We start from the raw sequence: 18632 nt of genomic DNA, 5'->3' as shown, positions 1-18632 counted from the left end.
CTAGAGGTGGCGCAGGAGCGAGTCGGCGATCTCCCCGGCCCGCACCGCCGTGTTGGACAGCAGGGTCGAGGAGAGGCCGTGCGTGTGCTCGGTGGCGCCCTGCAGATAGATTCCGCAGCGCACGCCGTCCTCCATTTGGATTCGGTAGTCCCGGTCCACGCGAAGTCGGCCCGTGATGTCGCGTTTGCACAGTCCCAGCAGGCCGGGGCTCAGCAACTCGTCCGGTGACACCGGGCGATAGCCGGTCGCGTACACCAGGTAGTCGGATTCCAGACTGCGTTTCTCGCCGGTGGTGAGGGATTCGAAGGTGAGCGAGAGGGGGCCACCCGAGGGCTCTTCGACGTCGATGAGGCAGGAGGTGTGATCGATCAGCAATCGCTCCTCGGTGGTCACCTTCTCCTGGTACCAGATGCGATAGAGCTCGGTGATGAGTTCGTTGTCGACCACCGAGTAGTTGGTATTGCGGTGCCGGTCGATGAGCATTTCCCGGACGGAATGCGAGGAGCGGTGGAAATCGTCCACGGCGACCGGGTCGAAGATGCGGTTGGCAAACGGGGAATCGTCCGCCGGGCTGTATCCGTAGCCCGCGAAGACGGCCCGCACCTGGCCCTGCGGAAAGCGCTCGTGGAGATGGGCGGTGACCTCCGCCGCGCTCTGGCCGGCGCCTACGACGGTGAAGCGCAAGGGCGCGCCGGACGGCAGGTTCTCGAGCCGGCCGAGCAGGCCGCTGCTGTGCCATATCCGCTCCGACTCGGCCACGCCCTCCGGCAGGGAGGGCCGCAGCCCCGGGGCGAGCACCACGTTCCTGGTCCGGCGTACCACGTGCTCGGCGTCGCGCGAACCGGGTGTTCCGAGGCGCACGTCGAGTCGGCTCGGACCGTCCGGTGCCGCTACCGGATCGATGCGTCGGACCTCCTGGCCGTAGCTGACGCGGTCGGTCAGCGCGTCCGCGGCCCACGCCAGGTAGTCGTGGAACTCGACACGGCTCGGATACAGGGCCTTGTGGTTGATGAAGTCGACCAGCCGGCCCCGGTTCTGCAGATAGGTGAGGAAGGTGAATTCGCTTCGGGGGTTCCGCAGCGTCACCAGGTCCTTGAGGAAGTGCACTTGCATGGTGGCGTCTTTGAGCAGCATGCCGCCGTGCCAGGAAAATCGGGGGTGCCGTTCGTAGAAACGTATCCCGGACTGCGGATGGGGCGTTTCCCGCAGAGCTATGGCGAGGGCCAGATTCGACGGACCGAATCCGACGCCGAGGACATCGAGCGGTGCTCGGTCATCATTGCCTGCCGGGGCAACGGAGAGCACTGTTTCCGAGCTTTCTGGCAAGATGTGCTCCAGGGAGAGGCGGCCTGAAACTCAGGGCGTAGGCATTTCGGCATGAGCCTGCGCGACCGCCCACCCACCGTCAAGGATCCCTTGCATGAGTAATAGGTCCTATTCCGGTGGGCCGGGGGGATCGGCTATTCTCCCGCACCGGGGCGGTGTGGCTGAAGTGTTGTCCCTGGTGAAGCGGCTCCCGGGGCCTGGAAACGGGAAAGGCCCGCTCACCGGAAGACGGTCGAGCGGGCCCTTTTGTCACTCGGCTAGCAGGCCGAGCCCTTCAGCAACTTGACAATGTCCGGGTGTTTGAGCGCGGCACCGAGCAGTTCGGTGTGCGAGACCTTGACGGAGTGCTGCTCGCTCAGTTCCCGGCGCATTTCGGCGAGATGCCTGAGTCGTGCCAGGTAGTCGAGCAGGAGCACGTCTATCCGCTCCGCCGCCTCCTTCGGATCGCTGGGGACCAGCGCCCGGACGAGTCGCTTGTACTCCTCGGGCGCTTCGATGGGAGTGGTGCTGCGGGGCAGTCGTTTGAGGACGGTGTACGGGTCGAGTTCCTGGAAGGTCCAGCACCCGTCGTCCTGCTGTTCGGCCCAGACGACGGTGTTCTTCTCGGGCGAGAAGGTGAGTTGGCGCAAGGGGCCCGCGAGCCGGCTCATGACGGGCAGCGGCACGGCACCGGGCCCGGCCAGCTCGGCTGCTTCCTGTGCGGAGCCGAGCAGGCCGGGCCCGGCGGTGGGGTGCTGCCGGTGTGCCGAGCCGCTCGCCGCCTGTGAGCGATAGGGCGCTTTGAGGGTGGCGTCCCTGGCCGCCTGCGGTTCGCACTCCTCCTTGAGCCAGGTGATCACGACGAGCCGGGAGTTGGGCAGGCCCGCCGGATACAGGACGTTGCTCACCACGTGGATGATCTCGTAGTCGTGCCGGGGCAGCGCCTGGAAGAAGTGGCGGCCCTCGCCGCTCCGTCTGACCTCGGTGCTCGCGTGCCACAGCCGCTCGCAGTCGGGGTCCTGGACGATGTAGGCGAGCAGTTTTTGCAGCTCGGGGTTGTGGGGGTGTTCGGCGAGGGCGAAGCGGAGCTGTTCCAGGTAGATGGCGGCGTGGTGCTCCCAGTTGATGAACTGCCGGCGGGCCTCCCTGCTGCGCAGCGTCCAGCGCATGAGGTTGGCGCCGCGTTCCCGCACCCACGGGTACCACTCGGCCATCGCGGTGTTGTAGCCGATGATGTCCCAGCTGAGGTTGCTGATGTACGCCGGGCTGGGCATCTGCTGGTCGAGCAGGAGTTGCAGCAGGGTCGCCGCCTCGGCGCTGAGGGCGGGACTCGTCGTGGTGACGGCGCCGCCCAGCGCGTAGAGATGGAGGGTCGTCTCCTGGTCGGGGCCGAGCATCAGCTCCCGGGTGAGCGCGTCGAGTATGCACCGTTCGAGGCGGGGCGTGGCGCCGCCTTCGAGGTCGATGTACCAGCGCACGCTGCGGCCGATGGCCTGGGCCACCTCTTTCTGGGTGAGCGGCCGGCCGAGCCCGCGCTTCTCGCCGGCGGCGGCCCGCCAGGCCCGCAGCAGGCCCGCCAGACCCATGAGTTCGAGCGGAGTGAGCTCTTCCCGGCCGGCCGAGGCGTCGCTGGGTGGGGGTGCGGACTCGGGCATGCTCCTGTCCTCCGTCACAGTGGCAGCTGCCCCAGCTCAGCCGTTACGCAGTGGGGCGGTGAGGTGGCCGCCCTCCGCACGCTCGACCTTCCGCGACGAATGCCAGGTCAGTGCCTCCGCAGCGGAAGAGGGGGAATCAAAACGACCCGCGGGTCGGTAATGCTGCGTACTCGAAGGAGTGCGGCCGGAGACTTTGTACACCCTTCTGCCCCACCTGTAAAAGATTCCCCTCTGGCCACAGTGGGGGGAGACTTGGCCTTACGTCCTTTCTCGTCCTTTCCCGTAGGCGATTTTCGGCCAGTGGTGGGGTGAAAACGACGGCACGTCATGACGGGGAAAATTCCCGGCAGTCCGGAGTGTTCGCGCGTTTCGCGCGCAAGGGAGCGGGCCGCCCCGGGCGTTCGGGCCGGTGCCCGAGGACACCGGCCCGAACGGCCCCTACCCCGGCGGCCCGCGCCGGACGCTCAGACCTGCGGTACCGCGCCCCCGTCGATCACATACCCGGCGCCGGTGATGCGTGCCGCGCGGTCCGAGGCCAGGAAGGCCACGAGATCCGCGACATCGTCCGGTTCCGTGATGCCCTTCATCGGGGCGCCCTCCGCCTCGACCATCATGTGGACGACCGCGTCGCCGTCCTGCCCGGTGGCCCCCATGATGTTCTCCGCGACCATGTCCATGGCGGGCGTCTTGACCAGCCCGGGGAGCACGCTGTTGACCCGCACCCCGTGCGGGGCGACCTCGGTCGCCAGTCCCTTCGCGTAGTTGATGAGCGCCGCCTTCGCCGCCCCGTAGTGCAGCAGGGGGCCGGCCGGCCGCAGCGCGACGGTCGACGCCATCTGGATGATCACGCCGCTGCCCTGCTCGATCATCGACGGCAGGACGGCCCGGTCCAGACGCACCGCGGCGAGGTAGTTCGTCATCAGCGCCTCGACCCAGTCCTCGTCGGGGATGGCCGCATGGCCGCCGAAGTGCGGCATGCCGCCGCTGCTCGCCCCGCCCGCGTTGTTGACCAGGATGTCCACGCCGCCGAGTATCCCGAGCGCGGTCTCCGCCAGGTGCTCCACACCTTCCCGGGTGCTCACGTCGGCGGTCACCAGACGTACCGAATCCGGCAGCCCCGGCGCTTCCTTGCGCGCCGTGGTCACCACGGTCGCGCCCTCCTCGGCCAGTCGTCGGACGACGGCCAGGCCGATGCCACGGGTGCCACCCGTCACCAGCGCGCGCTTGCCCGCCAGTCCTGCCGGTGCCTCGTTTCCACGGGCCATGCTGAGCTCCTGTCTTCGTGAGTGTTCGTGGGTGATCGGTCCGTCGGGGAGCGCGGCCACGGGCTCGGCGCGCTCCCCGCACAGGGTAGGAAGGGGAGTCGACGGATGGTGCTCAGCGGCCGGTCTTCGCCGCCTGGCGCTCCGTGGCGAGGGCCGCGATGCCCTGGTTGCCCTCGGACCAGAGGACCGTCATCGCCAGCTCGTCGATCTTCCAGCCGCCGCCCGTACGCACCAGGTGGAAACGGTAGGTTCCGCCGATGCGCCACAGCGGGGAGCCCAGGGGGTTCTCCAGCCGGTGGGTGGCCTGGAAGGAGGCGGTGCACTCCGCGGCGTCGCCGTCGAGCGCCACCAGGTGATTGGTCATCAGGTGCTGGGAGGCGTCGTAGCCCCCGAGCACCGCGGCCCAGGACTCGACCAGCCCCGCCGCCGACACGGTGTCCGGCGACCCGCCGAGCAGACTGGTGTAGTCCAGGAGGACCTCGGGGGTGAACAGGGCCGTGGCCCTGTCCCATTCGTGACGGTCGCTGTGCCAGCCCATGCGATCACAGGTCTCGATGATCGCGTAACGGTCGTCCATGCGTGCTTCCTTACGGGAACGGTTGCGGCCGGGGTGGGGCGGGGCGGTGGCCCCTACCAGGTGACGGGGAGATCGTGGAGGCCCTCCAGCGTCATGCCGACCTTCATGGAGACCTCGTCCATCGGCACCGCCAGCCGCAGGGTGGGGATGCGGGTGAAGAGGGTGCCGAAGAGGATCTCCAACTCGGCCCGGGCGAGGTTCTCTCCCAGGCACCGGTGCGGCCCGTGCCCGAAGGCCAGGTGGCCCTGGGTCGAGCGGCGGATGTCGAAGGCGTCCGGGTTCTCGAAGGCGGCGTCGTCGCGGTTGGCCGCGGCGGTCGAGAGGATGACGCCGTCCCCCTCCTTGATCACCTGCCCGGCCACCTCCACGTCGGTGGTGGCCACCCGCAGCGTGGTCAGGTCGGCGATCGACAGGAAGCGCATCAGCTCCTCCACCGCGCCGGGCAGCAGCCCCGGGTCCTCGCGCACCATCGCCAACTGGTCCGGGTGCTCCAGCAGGGTGAGGGTGCCCAGGCCGATCATGCTGGTGGTCGTCTCCTGACCGCCGATCAGCAGCGCGACCATGAGCTTGGACACCTCGATCGAGGTCAACTCCCCGGTGTTCAGCCGCTCCTTGATGAGCGTGCTGAGCAGGTCGTCGGAGAGGTTGTGCTGCTTGGCGTCCACCACCTGGACCAGGTAGTCGAGGAGCTCCCGGCCGGCCCTGATGGCCTGCTCCAGGTCCGGGGCCTGCATGATGCCCTGGGCGTGCTCCTCGAAGAGCTCGTGCTCCTCGTAGGAGATACCGAGCATCTTGCAGATCACGCGCGACGGCAGCGGCCGGCCCAGCACCGCGACCAGGTCCACCGGCGTCTCGTGCCGCAGCAGGTCGTCGATGAGCTCGTCGGCCACCTGCTGGATCATCGGCCGCAGTTTCTCCACCTGCTTGGCGGTGAAGCGGGGCAACAGCATGCGCCGGCGCGACTTGTGGGGCTCGCCGTCCAGGCCGAACAGCTCCTGGGTGAACTCGGGGAAGTTCTTCTCCCGTTCGGCGAGGATCGGGAAGGCCGGGTTGTCGTGGTCGGAGGAGAACAGCTTGGCGTCGGCGAACATCTCGCGGGTCTCCTTGTGCTGGGTCACCAGCCACGCCGACCGCCCGTCGTACAGCCGCACTCGGGAGAGCGGGCCCTCCTTACTGAGCTCGGTGTACTCCGTCGGCGGGTGGTAGGGGCAGCCCCGCTGCATCGGGTACTCGTGCAGTTCCTCGGTGGCCGGTATCGATGTCTCGGTCATGTCGGTTCTCTCTCGTCTCGGAGTGGGCGGAGCGTGGGTGTTCGGGACGTTCGCGCCGTCATCGGCCGGCAGGGCGGGACCGGGCGGTGAGCCAGTCGTGTACGGAGCGCGCGACCGCTTCGGCGTCGTCCTCGACGATCGTGAAGTGGTCGCCGGGCACCTCCGCCACGGCCATCGGGAACGGCAGGGTGCGCTCCCCGGGGCCGGGCGGCGGGGCCGACTCGTCCGCACCGGCGGGCATGGGGGCCGTGGCCTGGACGAGGACCGTGGGCGCCCGGGTGGCGGCCGGGGCGAAGTCCGCGAACATCCGCAGATACGCCCCCATCGCGGTCCACCGGACGTGCCCGATCCGGCCGAACACCGCCTCCCGGTCGAACATGCCCTGGGTCAGCGCCGGCTGGATCAGCGGCAGCCGGCTGTCGAGGAAGTAGGTGTCCAGCAGCACCACGGCCGACGGGCCGCTGCCGCGCCGCTCCAGCTCCGCCGCCACGGCGTTGGCCAGCCAGCCCCCGGAGGAGTACCCGGCCAGGGCGTACGGAGCGTCGCCGGCGCAGCGCAGCACGGCCTCGGCCTGGGTCGTCACCAGCGTCGGGAAGTCGGCCGGTAGCAGCTCGCCGTCGACGAACCCCGGCACCTGGAGCGCCGACACCTCGCGCAGCCCGTCCAGCGCCGCGGCGAAGCGGGCGTACTGGAGGGGGCTGGACGACGCCCCGACGCTCGGGAAGCAGATCAGGGCGGGACGCTCGGGACCGCTCGACAGCCGCAGCGGCTCCGCGGCGCCGGGGCGCTCCTCGGCGGTGAAGGTCGGCCGAAGGGTGGACGCGGACATCAGGAACTCGTTCGCCTCGCCGATCCTGTCCTGCGCGCAGGCATTCCGGTACAAGGCGTCGATGGTGTCCGCCGGTTGCGCGGGGCCGCCCTCCTGTCCGGGCCGGGCGGCGCCCAGCAGCTCGTCCAGCCGGGCGGCGAGCGCCACCGGTGTGGCGCTGTCGAACACCACCGTGGCGGGCAGCCGCAGGCCCGTCGCCTCGCTCAGCGCATTGCGCAGCTCCACCGCGGTCAGCGAGTCGAACCCGGACTCCAGGAACGGACGGGTCTCGTCGAGGGCCTCCGGACTGGTGTGGCCCAGCACCCCGGCCGCCCGCGTCCGCACCAACTCGCGCAGTGCCGCCCCGCGTTCCCGCTCCCCGAGGTCGGCGAGCGGCCGACCGACCGGGGCCGGTTGCCTGCTCGCCGGGGGCACCAGTCCGCGCAGGGCGGCCGGCACCCCCGCCCGGCCCGCCGTACCGCGCAGCACCGCGGTGTCCAGGCGCACCGGGGCGAGCAGCGGTTCCTCGCCGACCCAGCCGGCGTCGAAGAGCGCCAGGCCCTCCGCGGCGGACAGTGCGACCACGCCGGTGCGCGAGAACCGGGCGAGATCGCCGGCGCCCAGCGTGCCGGCCATGCCGCCGTGCTGCTCCTCCCACGGCCCCCAGGCCAGCGAGACCGCGGGCAGCCCTTGGGCGGCCCGGTGCTGCGCGAGGGCGTCGAGGAAGGCGTTCGCCGCGGCGTAGTTGCCCTGGCCTGCGGCGCCCAGGACCCCGGCCGCCGAGGAGAACAGGACGAACGCCGTCAGGGGCGCGTCCCGGGTCAACTCGTGCAGGTACGAGGCGGCGTCCATCTTGGCCCGCAGGACGGCGTCCACCCGCTCCGGGGTCAGCGAGGTGAGCACGCCGTCGTCGAGCACACCGGCGGCGTGCACCACGGCGGTCAGGGGGTGGGCGGCCGGGATGCCGGCCAGCAGGTCCGCCAGTGCGTCCCGGTCGCCCACGTCGCAGGCGGCGACGGTGACGCGTGCGCCCAGTTCCGTCAGCTCGGCGGCCAACTCCGCCGCGCCGTCCGCCGCTCGGCCGCGACGGCCGGCGAGGACCAGGTGCCGCGCCCCGTGCCGGGTGACCAGCCGGCGGGCGACCTGCCCGCCGAGGTCCCCGGTTCCGCCGGTGACCAGTACCGTGCCGTCCGGGTCGAGCGGGCGGTCCTGCCGCGCGGCGGGCACCGGCACCCGGGCGAGCCGGGGGGTGAGGAGCCTGCCCGCGCGGATCGCCAACTGGGGCTCGCCGGTGCCGAGCGCCGCGGGAAGCGCGCGCAGCGACGCGTCGCTGCCGTCCACGTCGAGCAGCACGAAGCGGTCCGGGTTCTCCGTCTGCGCGGACCGGATCAGCCCCCATACCGGCGCCTGGGCCAGGGCCGGGCCGTCCTCCCCGTGGCCGGTGGCCACCGCGCCCCGGGTCACCAGGGCCAGCCTGCCGGCGGCGAAGCGGCTGTCGGCCAGCCAGCCCTGGGCCGCCGCCAGCGCCTCGTGGACGGTGCTCCGGCCCGCCGCCGCAACATCCGCGGCCCCGCTGTGCGCGTCGACGGCCAGCACCACCACGTCCGGCACCGGCGCGCCCGCGGCGAGCGCCTCGCCCAGCTCCGCCAGGCCGGCGTGCCGCGCGACCCGGCCACCGCCGGACTCCAGCGCGGCGGCCGGCCCGGCGCCGTCCGCGCCCAGGACCGCCACGTGCCGTACCGGCGCCGCCTCCCGCGCCTCTGCCTCCGGCCAGTCGATCCGGAAGAGCGCGTCGCGCCGGACCGCGCCGGTGGACCGGATCTGCTCGCGCGAGACCGGCCGCAGGACGAGGGAGCGGACCGAGGCCACCGGGTGGCCGTCCTCGTCCGCCGCCGCCACCGTCACGCTGTCGGGCCCGGCAGGCGCCAGCCGGACCCGCAGTGCGCAGGCCCCGGTGCGGTGCAGCGCCACGCCGTTCCAGGCGAACGGCACCCGGGCCTCGCCCTCGGCCTCGATCAGACCGCCCAGGCCGACGCCGTGCAGCGCAGCGTCCAGGAGCGCCGGATGCACGCCGAACCCGCCGCCCGCCACCGCGGTGTTCTCCTCGGGCAACGCCACCTCGGCGAACAGCTCCGCGCCTCGCCGCCACGCCGCCCGCAGGCCCCGGAACATCGGCCCGTAGCCCAGGCCCGCGGCGGCCAGGTCGTCGTAGAGGCCGTCGGTACCGACCTCGGTGGCGCCCTCGGGCGGCCACACCGCGAGGCGCGGCGGCTCCGGTTCGGCCGGGGTGGCGAGCAGGCCGGTGGCGTGGCGCGTCCGTGCGTCCTGCAGGTCCGCTTCCTCGGGCCGGGAGTAGATGGTCACCGGACGGCGCCCGGAGTCGTCCGGAGCGTCGAGGAGCACCTGCACGTGCACGGCGCCGTCCTCGGCGAGCACCAGCGGCGCCTCCAGGGTGAGTTCCTCGACGGCCGTCGTACCGGACTCCCGGCCGGCGGCCAGCGCCAGGTCCACCAGCGCCGTCCCGGGCAGCACCGAAGTGCCGAGCACCGTGTGGTCGGCGAGCCAGGGGTGGTCCGCCGTCGACAGTCGGCCGGTGAAGAGGGTGGCCCCGCCCGTCGGCAGGTCGACGGCGGCGCCGAGCAGCGCGTGGCCGACGTCGCGCAGACCCGCCAGGTGCGGCGCCCCGCCCGGCTGCCCGACCGGGTCGAGCCAGAAGCGCCGGCGCTGGAACGGATAGGTCGGCAGGTCCACCGGCCGGGAGCCGGTGCCGGCGAAGTAGGCGCCCCAGTCCACCGGAGTGCCGTGCGCATGCAGCCGCGACACGGCGGCGACCAGCGTCTCCTCCTCCGACCGGTCGGCCCGCGCGGTCGCCGCCAGTACCGCGTCGCCGTCCGCCAGGCAGCCCTGCGCCATGGCGGTGAGCACCCCGTCCGGCCCCAGTTCCAGGAACCGGCCCGCGCCCCGGGCCTCGAGCGTGCGCACGGCGTCCAGGAACCGCACCGCGTGGCGCGCGTGCCGCACCCAGTAGTCGGGCGAGCCCAGCTCCTGGGCGGAGACCACGTCCCCGGTCAGGGTGGAGACCAGGGGGGTGCGCGGCGGCCGGAAGTCCAGCCCCTGCGCGACCTGGCGGAACTCCGCGAGCATCCCTTCCATGTGGGGGGAGTGGAAGGCGTGGCTCACCTGGAGCCGGCGGGTCTTGCGCCCGCGCGCGGCGAACCACCGCGCGCTCTCCTCCACCGCCGCCTCGTCGCCGCTGATGACGACCGAGGACGGTCCGTTGACGGCCGCGACGGTGGCCTTGCCGTGGAAGTCCTCCAGGAACGGCAGCACCTCCGCCTCGCCGGCCTGGACGGCCACCATCGCGCCACCGGCGGGCATCTGCTGCATCAGCCGCCCGCGCTCCGCCACCAGCAGCGCGGCGTCCGGCAGGGACAGCACGCCGACGGCGTGTGCCGCGGCCAGTTCGCCGATCGAGTGGCCCGCGACGAAGTCCGGCCGCACGCCCCAGCGTTCCAGCAACCGGAACAGCGCCACCTCGAACGCGAACAGCGCCGGCTGGGCGTATGCGGTGTGGTCCAGCAGGCCGTCCGCGCCCCCGTCGCCGGAGATCACTTCCTTGAGGGGGCGGTCCAGATGGGCGTCCAGGTGCTCGAAGACGGTGTCCAGCGCGTCGGCGAAGGCCGGGAACGCGGTGTACAGCTCCTGGCCCATCTGCCGACGCTGGCTGCCCTGGCCGGTGAACAGGAACGCGAGCTCGGACGCGCCGGACGTCCCGCGGACCAGACCGGGCGCGGCCGCCCCGTCCGCCAGGGCGCCCAGGGCCCGTCGCAGGTGGGCCCGGTCCCGGGCCACCACGATCGCGCGGTGGTCCAGCGCCGGACGCCGGCTCAGCGACCAGGCGGTGTCGACGGGCCGCTCGTCGGGCCGTTCGTCGAGGTGCGTCACCAGACCGCGGGCCTGCGCGCGCAGCGCGTCCGCACTCTTCGCGGACAGCAGCCACGGCAGGACCACGCCGTCGTCGACTCCGGCCGCGGAGTCCACCGGGTGGTCGTCCTCGGGGGTGGGCGCCTGTTCCAGGATGACGTGGGCGTTGGTGCCGCTGACCCCGAACGAGGAGACGCCCGCCCGGCGGGGCCCGGCGCCCGAGGGCCAGGCGCGGTTCTCCGTCAGCAGCCGCACGCCGCCGGCCGACCAGTCCACGTGCGGCGTCGGTTCGTCGATGTGCAGGCTCGCCGGCAGCATCCCGTGCCGCATCGCCATCACCGTCTTGATCACCCCGGCGACGCCCGCCGCCGCCTGGGTGTGCCCGATGTTGGACTTCACCGACCCCAGCCACAGCGGCCGGTCGGCGGGGCGGTCCGGGCCGTACGTGGCGAGGACGGCCTGCGCCTCGATGGGGTCACCGAGCCGGGTCCCGGTCCCGTGCGCCTCCACGGCGTCGACCTCGGCCGGCGACAGCCGGGCCTGCGCCAACGCCTGCCGGATCACCCGCTGTTGCGAGGGCCCGTTGGGCGCGGTCAGCCCGCTGCTGGCACCGTCCTGGTTGACCGCGGAGCCGCGGATCACGGCCAGCACCGGGTGCCCGTTGCGCCGCGCGTCCGACAGCTTCTCCAGCATCAGGATCCCGGCGCCCTCGCCCCAGCCGGTGCCGTCGGCGGCCGCGGCGAACGACTTGCACCGGCCGTCCGACGCGAGGCCGCCCTGCCGGCTGAACTCGACGAACACCCCGGGGGTGGACATCACCGTCACCCCGCCCGCCAGCGCCAGCGAACACTCGCCGGTGCGCAGCGCGTTGCTCGCCAGGTGCAGTGCCACGAGCGACGACGAGCAGGCGGTGTCCACCGTCACCGCGGGCCCCTCCAGCCCGAAGGTGTACGACAGTCGGCCGGAGGCGACGCTGCCGGCGCTGCCGTTGCCGAGGTAGCCCTCCAGCTCCTCCGGTGCCTGGGTGAAGCGCCCGCCGTAGTCGCTGTACATCACCCCGAGGAAGACGCCGGTACGGCTGCCGCGCACGCTGTCCGGCGCGATGCGGGCCCGCTCGAACACCTCCCAGGCGAGCTCCAGCAGCAGCCGCTGCTGCGGGTCCATGGCCAGTGCCTCGCGCGGGCTGATCCCGAAGAACTCGGGCTCGAACTCCGCCGAGTCGTACAGGAACCCGCCCACCCCGGCGTGCGACCGCCCCGGCCCTTCGGCGTCGGACGACAGCAGTCGGTCGAGGTCCCAGCCCCGGTCGGTCGGCAGGCCGGACAGCGTGTCGCGGCCGTCGGCGACCAGCCGCCAGAGGTCCTCGGGGCTCCGGGCGCCACCGGGGAACCGGCAGGACATGCCGACCACGGCGATCGGTTCCCGGGCCCGGGCCTCGGTCTCCTCCAGGCGCTGCCGGGTCTGCTGCCCCTCGGCGATCGCCCGCTTGAGGTATTCGCGGAGCTTCTTCTCATCCGCCATGCGTTCCCCACCTTTCAGACAGCCGGCGCGGCGGCCGGTCAATGGGCATTGCTGAACCGGTTGTCGACCAGGTCGAACAGTTCCTCGTCGGTCGCGGTGTCGAGCTGGGGGCCGTCGGCCGGTGCGTCGTCCCCGGTGAGCTCGTCCAGCAGCTCCGCCAGCCGCGCCACCGCCTCCTTGCGCACCTCGTCGTCGTGCGGCGCGTCCCGCAGCCCGGCCGCCAGCCGGTCGAGGCCGGCGAGCACGGACTGTGGCGACCCGTCCCCGTCCGGGGCCAGCAGCGCGCCGAGGTGGCCGGCGACGGCGTGCGGCGTGGGGTGGTCGAAGACGAGGGTGGTGGGCAGGCGCAGTCCGGTCGCGGCGGCGAGCCGGTTGCGCAGCTCGACCGCGGTGAGCGAGTCGAACCCCATCTCCAGGAAGCCCCGGGTGCCCGGCACATCGTCCGGGGACCGGTGTCCCAGCACCGTCGCCACCGTGGTGCGGACGAGCCCCAGCAACGCCTGCTCGCGTTCGGGCCCGGACATCGCCGCCAGGCCCTCGACCGCGGCCGGTGCGGCCGGGCCCTGGCCGCGGCCGGCGGCCGCCCTCCTGCGCACCGCGGGGCCCGCGAGGGCACGCAGCACCGGCGGGACGGCACCGGACGCGGCTCGCGCGCGCAGCGCCGCGGCGTCGATCAGCATCGGCGCCAGCACCGCGTCTCCGACCGCCAGCGCCCGGTCGAAGAGCTCCACGCCCTGTTCCGCGGAGAGCGGCCGCATGCCGGACCGGGAGATCCGGGCCAGGTCGGCCTCGCCCAGGTGGCCGGTCATCGCGCTCTGCTGCTCCCAGAAGCCCCAGGCCAGGGAGGTGGCGGGCAGGCCGTCGGCCCGGCGGCGCTGGGCCAGCGCGTCCAGGGCGGCGTTCGCCGCGGCGTACGCGGCCTGGGCCGCAGTGCCGAGGGTCCCCGAGGCCGACGAGAACAGCACGAACGCCGACAGGTCCGCTGCGCGGGTCAGCGCGTCGAGGTGCACCGCCGCGTCGACCTTCGGGCGGGCGACGCGGTCCAGCGCCTGGGGTGTCACGGCGGTCACCACCGCGTCGTCCAGCACCCCCGCCGTGTGGATCACGGCGGTCAGCGGGGCGCTCGCGGGGATACCCGCCAGCACCGCTGCCAGGGCGTCGCGGTCGGCCACGTCGCACGCGGCCACCTCGGCGGTGGCACCCAGCGCGGCCAGCTCCGCCACCAGCTCCGCGGCGTTCGGGGCCGCGGGCCCCTGGCGGCCGACCAGCAGCAGCCGGGTGGCGCCGTGCGCGGTCACCAGATGACGGGCCATCAGAGTGCCGAGCATTCCGGTGCCGCCGGTGATCAGGACCGTGCCGCCGGCGAACGGCCGGTCCGCCCCGCCCCGTTCCGCCGGCCCGCCCGCCTCGGCCAGCCGCGGCACGAGGGCCTCGCCCGCGCGCACGGCGACCTGGGGCTCGCCGGTGGCCAGTGCCGCGGCCAGCTGCCCGGCGGGCGGTCGGGAGGCGTCGAGGTCCACCAGGACGAAGCGGTCGGGGTGCTCGGTCTGCGCCGTCCGTACGAGTCCCCAGACCGCGGCCTGGGCGGCGTCCGGGGCCTCCGACGAGCTCGCCGCCACCGCGCCACGGGTCACGAACACCATCCGAGCCGCCATGAGCCGTTCGTCGGCGAGGAACTCCTGCAGCAGCCGCAGCGCGCGCACCGCAGCCGAACGGTCGTGGTCCGCGGTGTCGTCGCCGGTCCCCGCGTCCGGGGCGCAGGACACCACCACGACCCCGGGCTCCGGCCGGCCCGCGCGGACGCTCTCGCCCAGCGCGGCCAGGTCGAGGTGGCGCCGCACCCCGTCCGGCCGCTCCGGGCTCTCCTCGAGGCCACCGCCGGGGCCCACCAGCGCCCAATCGCCCTGCGGGGCCTGCCCGGTGGCCGGCGCGGCCGGCCAGGTGAGCCGGAAGAGCCCGTCGTGCCGGGACGGGCGGGCGGGGGCCACCTGCGCGGGGTCGATCGGCCGCAGCGCCAGCGACTCCACCGACGCGACCGGGTTCCCGTCCGGGTCGGCGAGGGTGAGCGTGACGGCGTCCGTCCCCTGCGGCGTCAGCGACACCCGCAGCTCCGACGCCCCGACGGCGTGCAGGGAGACCTGGTTCCAGGAGAACGGGAGCAGGGCGGGCCGCGTCTGCGCGTCCCCCGCACCGTCCACCCCGGTGGCCAGGGCGAGGGCGTGCAGGGCCGCGTCCAGCAGCGCCGGGTGCAGGCCGAACGACTCGGCGTCGGCGCGCTGTTCCTCGTCCAGGCGTACTTCGGCGTGGATCGAGTCGCCCAGCCGCCAGGCCGCGCGCAGCCCCTGGAAGGCCGGCCCGTACGCATAGCCCCGGTCGGCCAGCCGGGCGTAGTGGTCGGCCACGTCGACCGCGACCGCGCCCGGCGGGGGCCAGGCCCCCCGCTCCGGTGCCGCGCTCTGCTCGTCCTCGGTGAGGACGCCGCTCGCATGCTGGATCCAGGGCTCGTCGTCCCCGGACCGGGAGTGCACGCTGACGGTCCACTCGTCCGCGTCGCCCCGGCCGTCGGCCACCACCTGCAGGGTCACCTCGCCGTCCTCGGGCAGCACCAGCGGCGCCTGGATCGTCAGCTCCTGCACCCGCCGGGCGCCCAGCAACTCGCCTGCGTGGCAGGCGAGTTCGAGGAACGCCGTACCGGGGAGCAGTACCGTGCCGTGCACCGCGTGATCGGCGAGCCACGGCTGGCTCCGGGTGGAGATCCGCCCGCTGAGCACCAGCCCGTCGCCGGTGGCGCCGGCGACGACCGCGCCGACGAGCGGGTGCCGGCCCGCCGCGAGACCGGCCGCCGCGAGACCGGCCGCCGCGACGTCGGCGCCCGCGTCCCGGTCGTCCAGCCAGTAGCTCTGCCGCTGGAAGGCGTACGTCGGCAGACCCACCCGTCGGGGCGCGCGGTGCGCGAACACCGGTGCCCAGTCGACCGGGACGCCGTGCACGTACAGCCGGCCCGCCGCCCGCAGGAACCCCTCCGGCCCGCCGTCGTCGCGGCGCAGCGATCCGGTCACCAGGGCGTCGGGCACCTCGGCGTGGTCCAGCGTCTCCTGGACCGGGACCGTCAGCACCGGATGCGGGCTGACCTCCAGGAACACGCCGTACCCCTGCTGCGCCAGGCCCTGGGTGACCTCCGCCAGCCGCACCGGTCGACGCAGGTTGCGGTACCAGTACTCGGCCCCCAGCTCACCGGCCTGGGGGAAGCCGCCGGTGACCGTCGAACAGAACGCCACCCGCGCGGGCCGGGGCTCGATGCCGGCCAATGCCGCCAGCAGCTCGTCGCGCACCTCCTCGACGTGCGGGGAGTGCGAGGCGTAGTCCACCGGGACACGGCGGGTCCGCACCCCGTCCTCGGCGCACCGGGCCAGCAGGTCGTCGAGCGCCGCCGCGTCACCGGACACCACCACCGAGGACGGGCTGTTGACCGCCGCCACCGACAACCGGCCGTCGTGGCCCGCGAGGAGCGCGGTGGTCTCGGCCTCGCCCAGCGCGACGGTGACCATGCCGCCGCGGCCGGCCAGCGCCCGCAGCGCCTTGCTGCGCAGCGCCACCACCCGGGCGGCGTCCTCCAGCGACAGGATGCCCGCGACGTGCGCCGCGGCGATCTCACCCTGCGAGTGGCCCACCACCGCGTCCGGTTCCACGCCCACCGAGCGCCACAGGGCGGTCAGCGACACCATCACCGCGAACAGCGCGGGCTGCACGACGTCCACCCGCTCCAGCCAGTCGTCGTCCGCGTCGCCGCGCAGCACGTCGAGCAGCGACCAGTCCACATGCGGCGCCAGCGCCGCCGCGCACTCCTCGACGGCCTCCCGGAACACCGGCGAGGTCGCCAGCAGTCCGGCGGCCATCCCGGCGAACTGAGAACCCTGGCCGGGGAAGACGAACACGGTCTTCTCCCCTCCGGCCGGGGCGCCGGCGTCCGGCGCGTCGTCGCGCGTCAGGCCGGCGACGACCGCCGGGGACTCCTCCCCTGCGGACAGCGCCGCGAGACCCGCCACCAGCCCGGCGCGGTCGGCGCCGACCACGACCGCCCGGTACGGGAGGGCGGACCGGGTGGTGGCGAGGGAGTGGCCGATGTCCGCGTCGGACGCCTCCGGCCGCTCCTCGGCGTATGCGCCCAGCCGCGCCGCCTGCGCCCGCAGGGCCTGCCGACTCGCCCCCGACACCACCCACGGCAGCGCCGACGGGCCGGCCAGGACCGGGCTCTGCGCGGGAGCGGCGGTGCCGCCGTCGTCGGCGGCCTCATCCTCCTCCGGGGGAGCCTGTTCCAGGATGACGTGGGCGTTGGTGCCGCTGACCCCGAAGGACGAGACTCCCGCCCGGCGCGGCCGGTCGTCCGCCGGCCACCGCCGGTCCTCGGCCAGCAGCCGCACCGCGCCGGTGGACCAGTCCACGTGCGGCGTGGGCGCGTCCACGTGCAGGGTCCGCGGCAGCAGGTCGTGCCGCATCGCCATCACCATCTTGATCACCCCGGCGACCCCGGAGGCCGCCTGGGTGTGCGCGATGTTGGACTTCACCGACCCCAGCCACAGCGGGCGGTCCTGCGCGCGCCCCTGGCCGTAGGTCGCCAGCAGCGCCCGGGCCTCGATCGGGTCGCCGAGGGTCGTCCCCGTCCCGTGGGCCTCGACCGCGTCGACATCGGCGGGCGACAGCCGCGCGTCGGCCAGCGCCTCGTCGATCAGCCGCTGTTGGGACGGGCCGTTGGGCGCGGTCAGGCCGTTCCCGGCGCCGCCGTGGTTGACCGCCGAGCCGCGGATCACGGCCAGCACCGGGTGCCCGTTGCGCCGCGCGTCCGACAGCCTCTCCAGCACCAGCGCCCCGGCGCCCTCGCCCCAGCCGGTGCCGTCGGCCGCCGCGGCGAACGACTTGCACCGGCCGTCCGCGGCCATCCCGCGCTGCCGGCTGAACTCCACGAAGGCGTTCGGGGTGGACATCACCGTCACCCCACCGGCCAGGGCCAGGGAGCACTCCCCGGCGCGCAGCGCGTGGCACGCCTGGTGCAGCGCCACCAGCGAGGACGAGCAGGCGGTGTCGACGGTCACCGCGGGGCCGGTCAGCCCGAGTACGTAGGACGTCCGTCCGGCCGCCACGGCCGCGGTGCTGCCGGTCAGCCGGTAGCCGGCCACCTCGTCGTTCGCGCTCACCCGGGAGGGGAAGGCGTAGCCCTGGTGCGTCAGCCCGACGAAGACCCCGGAGCGGCTGCCCCGCAGGGACGCCGGGTCGATGCCGGCCCGCTCCAGTGCCTCCCAGACGACCTCCAGCCACAGCCGCTGCTGCGGGTCCATCGACAGCGCCTCGCGCGGGTTGATACCGAAGAACTCCGCATCGAAACCTGACGCATCGCCAAGGAAGGCGCCGGTGCGCACATAGCTCTTGCCCGGTCGGCCGGGCTCCGGGTCGTACAGGCCCGCCAGGTCCCAGTTCCGGTCCTCCGGCAGCCCGGACACCGCGTCGGTGCCGTCGGCGACCAGCCGCCACAGCCCTTCCGGGGACTCGACGTCCCCGGGGAAGCGGCACCCCATGGCCACGATCGCGACCGGCTCGTGCTCCCGCTGCTCGGCGTGGTCGAGCCGTGCACGGGTCTGCCGCAGCTCGGTGGTGACGAGCTTCAGGTACTGGCGGAGTTTGTCCTCTGCGGTGGTCACGAGATCCCGAGCTCCTTGTTGACGATGTCGAACATCTCCTCGTCGGTCGCCGACGTCAGCGCGTCGTCACCCGGCGCCGCGGCCGAGTCGCGTCCGGGCCGGTCCCACTTCCACAGCAGCGTCCGCAGCCGGGCGACGATGCGGCTGCGCGCCTCGGCGCCGGGCTCCATGGCCTCGACGGCGGCCTCCAGCCGCTCCACCTGGTCGAGCACCGCGGTGGCGGGTGCGTCGTCCGGCGCCAGCTCCGCACGCAGGAACCGCGCCAGCGCGAGGGGGGTGGCGTGGTCGAAGACCACCGTGGTCGGCAGGGCCAGGCCGGTGGCCTCGTTGAGCCGGTTGCGCAGGGTCAGCGAGGCCATCGAATCGAATCCGAGGTCCTTGAACGCCAGCGCGGCGCGCACCCGGTCCGGGGTGCGATGCCCCAGCGCGTCGGCCGCCCGAGCGCGCACCAGGTCCAGCAGCAGCCGCTCCTGGTCGTCCCCGGTCAGGTCCGCGAGCCGGCCTTGCAGGGCGTCGAGGACCCCGCCGGGTCCGGCGGTGCCCCCCTGCACGGCGCGCCGCGCCTCCGGCAGCTCGTCGAGGAGGGCGCGCGAGCGGGACATGCTGTACGCGG

Annotated in this window: 7 protein-coding genes and 1 pseudogene; all 8 read right to left on the bottom strand. The window is 73.8% G+C overall.

Annotated features, from left to right (window positions below; all coding sequences use genetic code 11):
- Nucleotides 1-1305 (bottom strand): lysine N(6)-hydroxylase/L-ornithine N(5)-oxygenase family protein, encoded by a 1305-nt coding sequence (locus ACGFML_RS24440; RefSeq protein WP_393547027.1) that lies wholly within the window; start codon nt 1303-1305, stop codon nt 1-3.
- Nucleotides 1306-1583: 278 nt separating this feature from the next.
- Nucleotides 1584-2960: a helix-turn-helix transcriptional regulator gene (locus tag ACGFML_RS24435; protein WP_393546968.1), complete on the bottom strand. Its 1377-nt coding sequence runs from the start codon at nt 2958-2960 to the stop codon at nt 1584-1586.
- 464 nt (nt 2961-3424) lie between these two features.
- Complete coding sequence (locus ACGFML_RS24430) at nt 3425-4225, bottom strand: oxidoreductase (RefSeq protein ID WP_393546966.1); 801 nt, start codon at nt 4223-4225, stop codon at nt 3425-3427.
- 112 nt (nt 4226-4337) lie between these two features.
- Complete coding sequence (locus ACGFML_RS24425) at nt 4338-4802, bottom strand: nuclear transport factor 2 family protein (protein WP_393546964.1); 465 nt, start codon at nt 4800-4802, stop codon at nt 4338-4340.
- 53 nt (nt 4803-4855) lie between these two features.
- Nucleotides 4856-6073: a cytochrome P450 gene (locus ACGFML_RS24420; protein WP_393546962.1), complete on the bottom strand. Its 1218-nt coding sequence runs from the start codon at nt 6071-6073 to the stop codon at nt 4856-4858.
- 58 nt (nt 6074-6131) lie between these two features.
- Entirely contained in the window at nt 6132-12368 is a 6237-nt protein-coding gene (locus ACGFML_RS24415; protein ID WP_393546961.1) for a type I polyketide synthase, read from the bottom strand.
- Nucleotides 12365-18019 carry a type I polyketide synthase gene (locus tag ACGFML_RS24410; RefSeq protein WP_393546959.1) on the bottom strand — a complete coding sequence of 1885 codons (5655 nt, stop codon included), beginning with the start codon at nt 18017-18019 and terminating at the stop codon, nt 12365-12367. The genes ACGFML_RS24415 and ACGFML_RS24410 overlap by 4 nt, the downstream gene beginning before the upstream one ends.
- Nucleotides 18016-18459 (bottom strand): annotated as a pseudogene (locus tag ACGFML_RS24405) (phosphopantetheine-binding protein); the annotation flags it as partial. The pseudogene ACGFML_RS24405 and the gene ACGFML_RS24410, both read right to left, overlap by 4 nt.
- Nucleotides 18460-18632 lie beyond the last annotated feature (173 nt).

It is taken from the genome of Streptomyces sp. NPDC048650 (assembly GCF_043199095.1).
Taxonomy (GTDB): domain Bacteria; phylum Actinomycetota; class Actinomycetes; order Streptomycetales; family Streptomycetaceae; genus Streptomyces.
The sequence above is the reverse complement of the archived record's forward strand: the minus strand, read 5'-3'. Positions and strand labels throughout refer to the sequence as shown.

What these genes read in the sequence shown, in the direction of transcription:
- ACGFML_RS24430 (WP_393546966.1), bottom strand. Translation starts at nt 4,225, where the DNA reads ATGGCCCGTGGAAACGAGGCACCGGCAGGACTGGCGGGCAAGCGCGCG.
- ACGFML_RS24435 (WP_393546968.1), bottom strand. Translation starts at nt 2,960, where the DNA reads ATGCCCGAGTCCGCACCCCCACCCAGCGACGCCTCGGCCGGCCGGGAA.
- ACGFML_RS24420 (WP_393546962.1), bottom strand. Translation starts at nt 6,073, where the DNA reads ATGACCGAGACATCGATACCGGCCACCGAGGAACTGCACGAGTACCCG.
- ACGFML_RS24425 (WP_393546964.1), bottom strand. Translation starts at nt 4,802, where the DNA reads ATGGACGACCGTTACGCGATCATCGAGACCTGTGATCGCATGGGCTGG.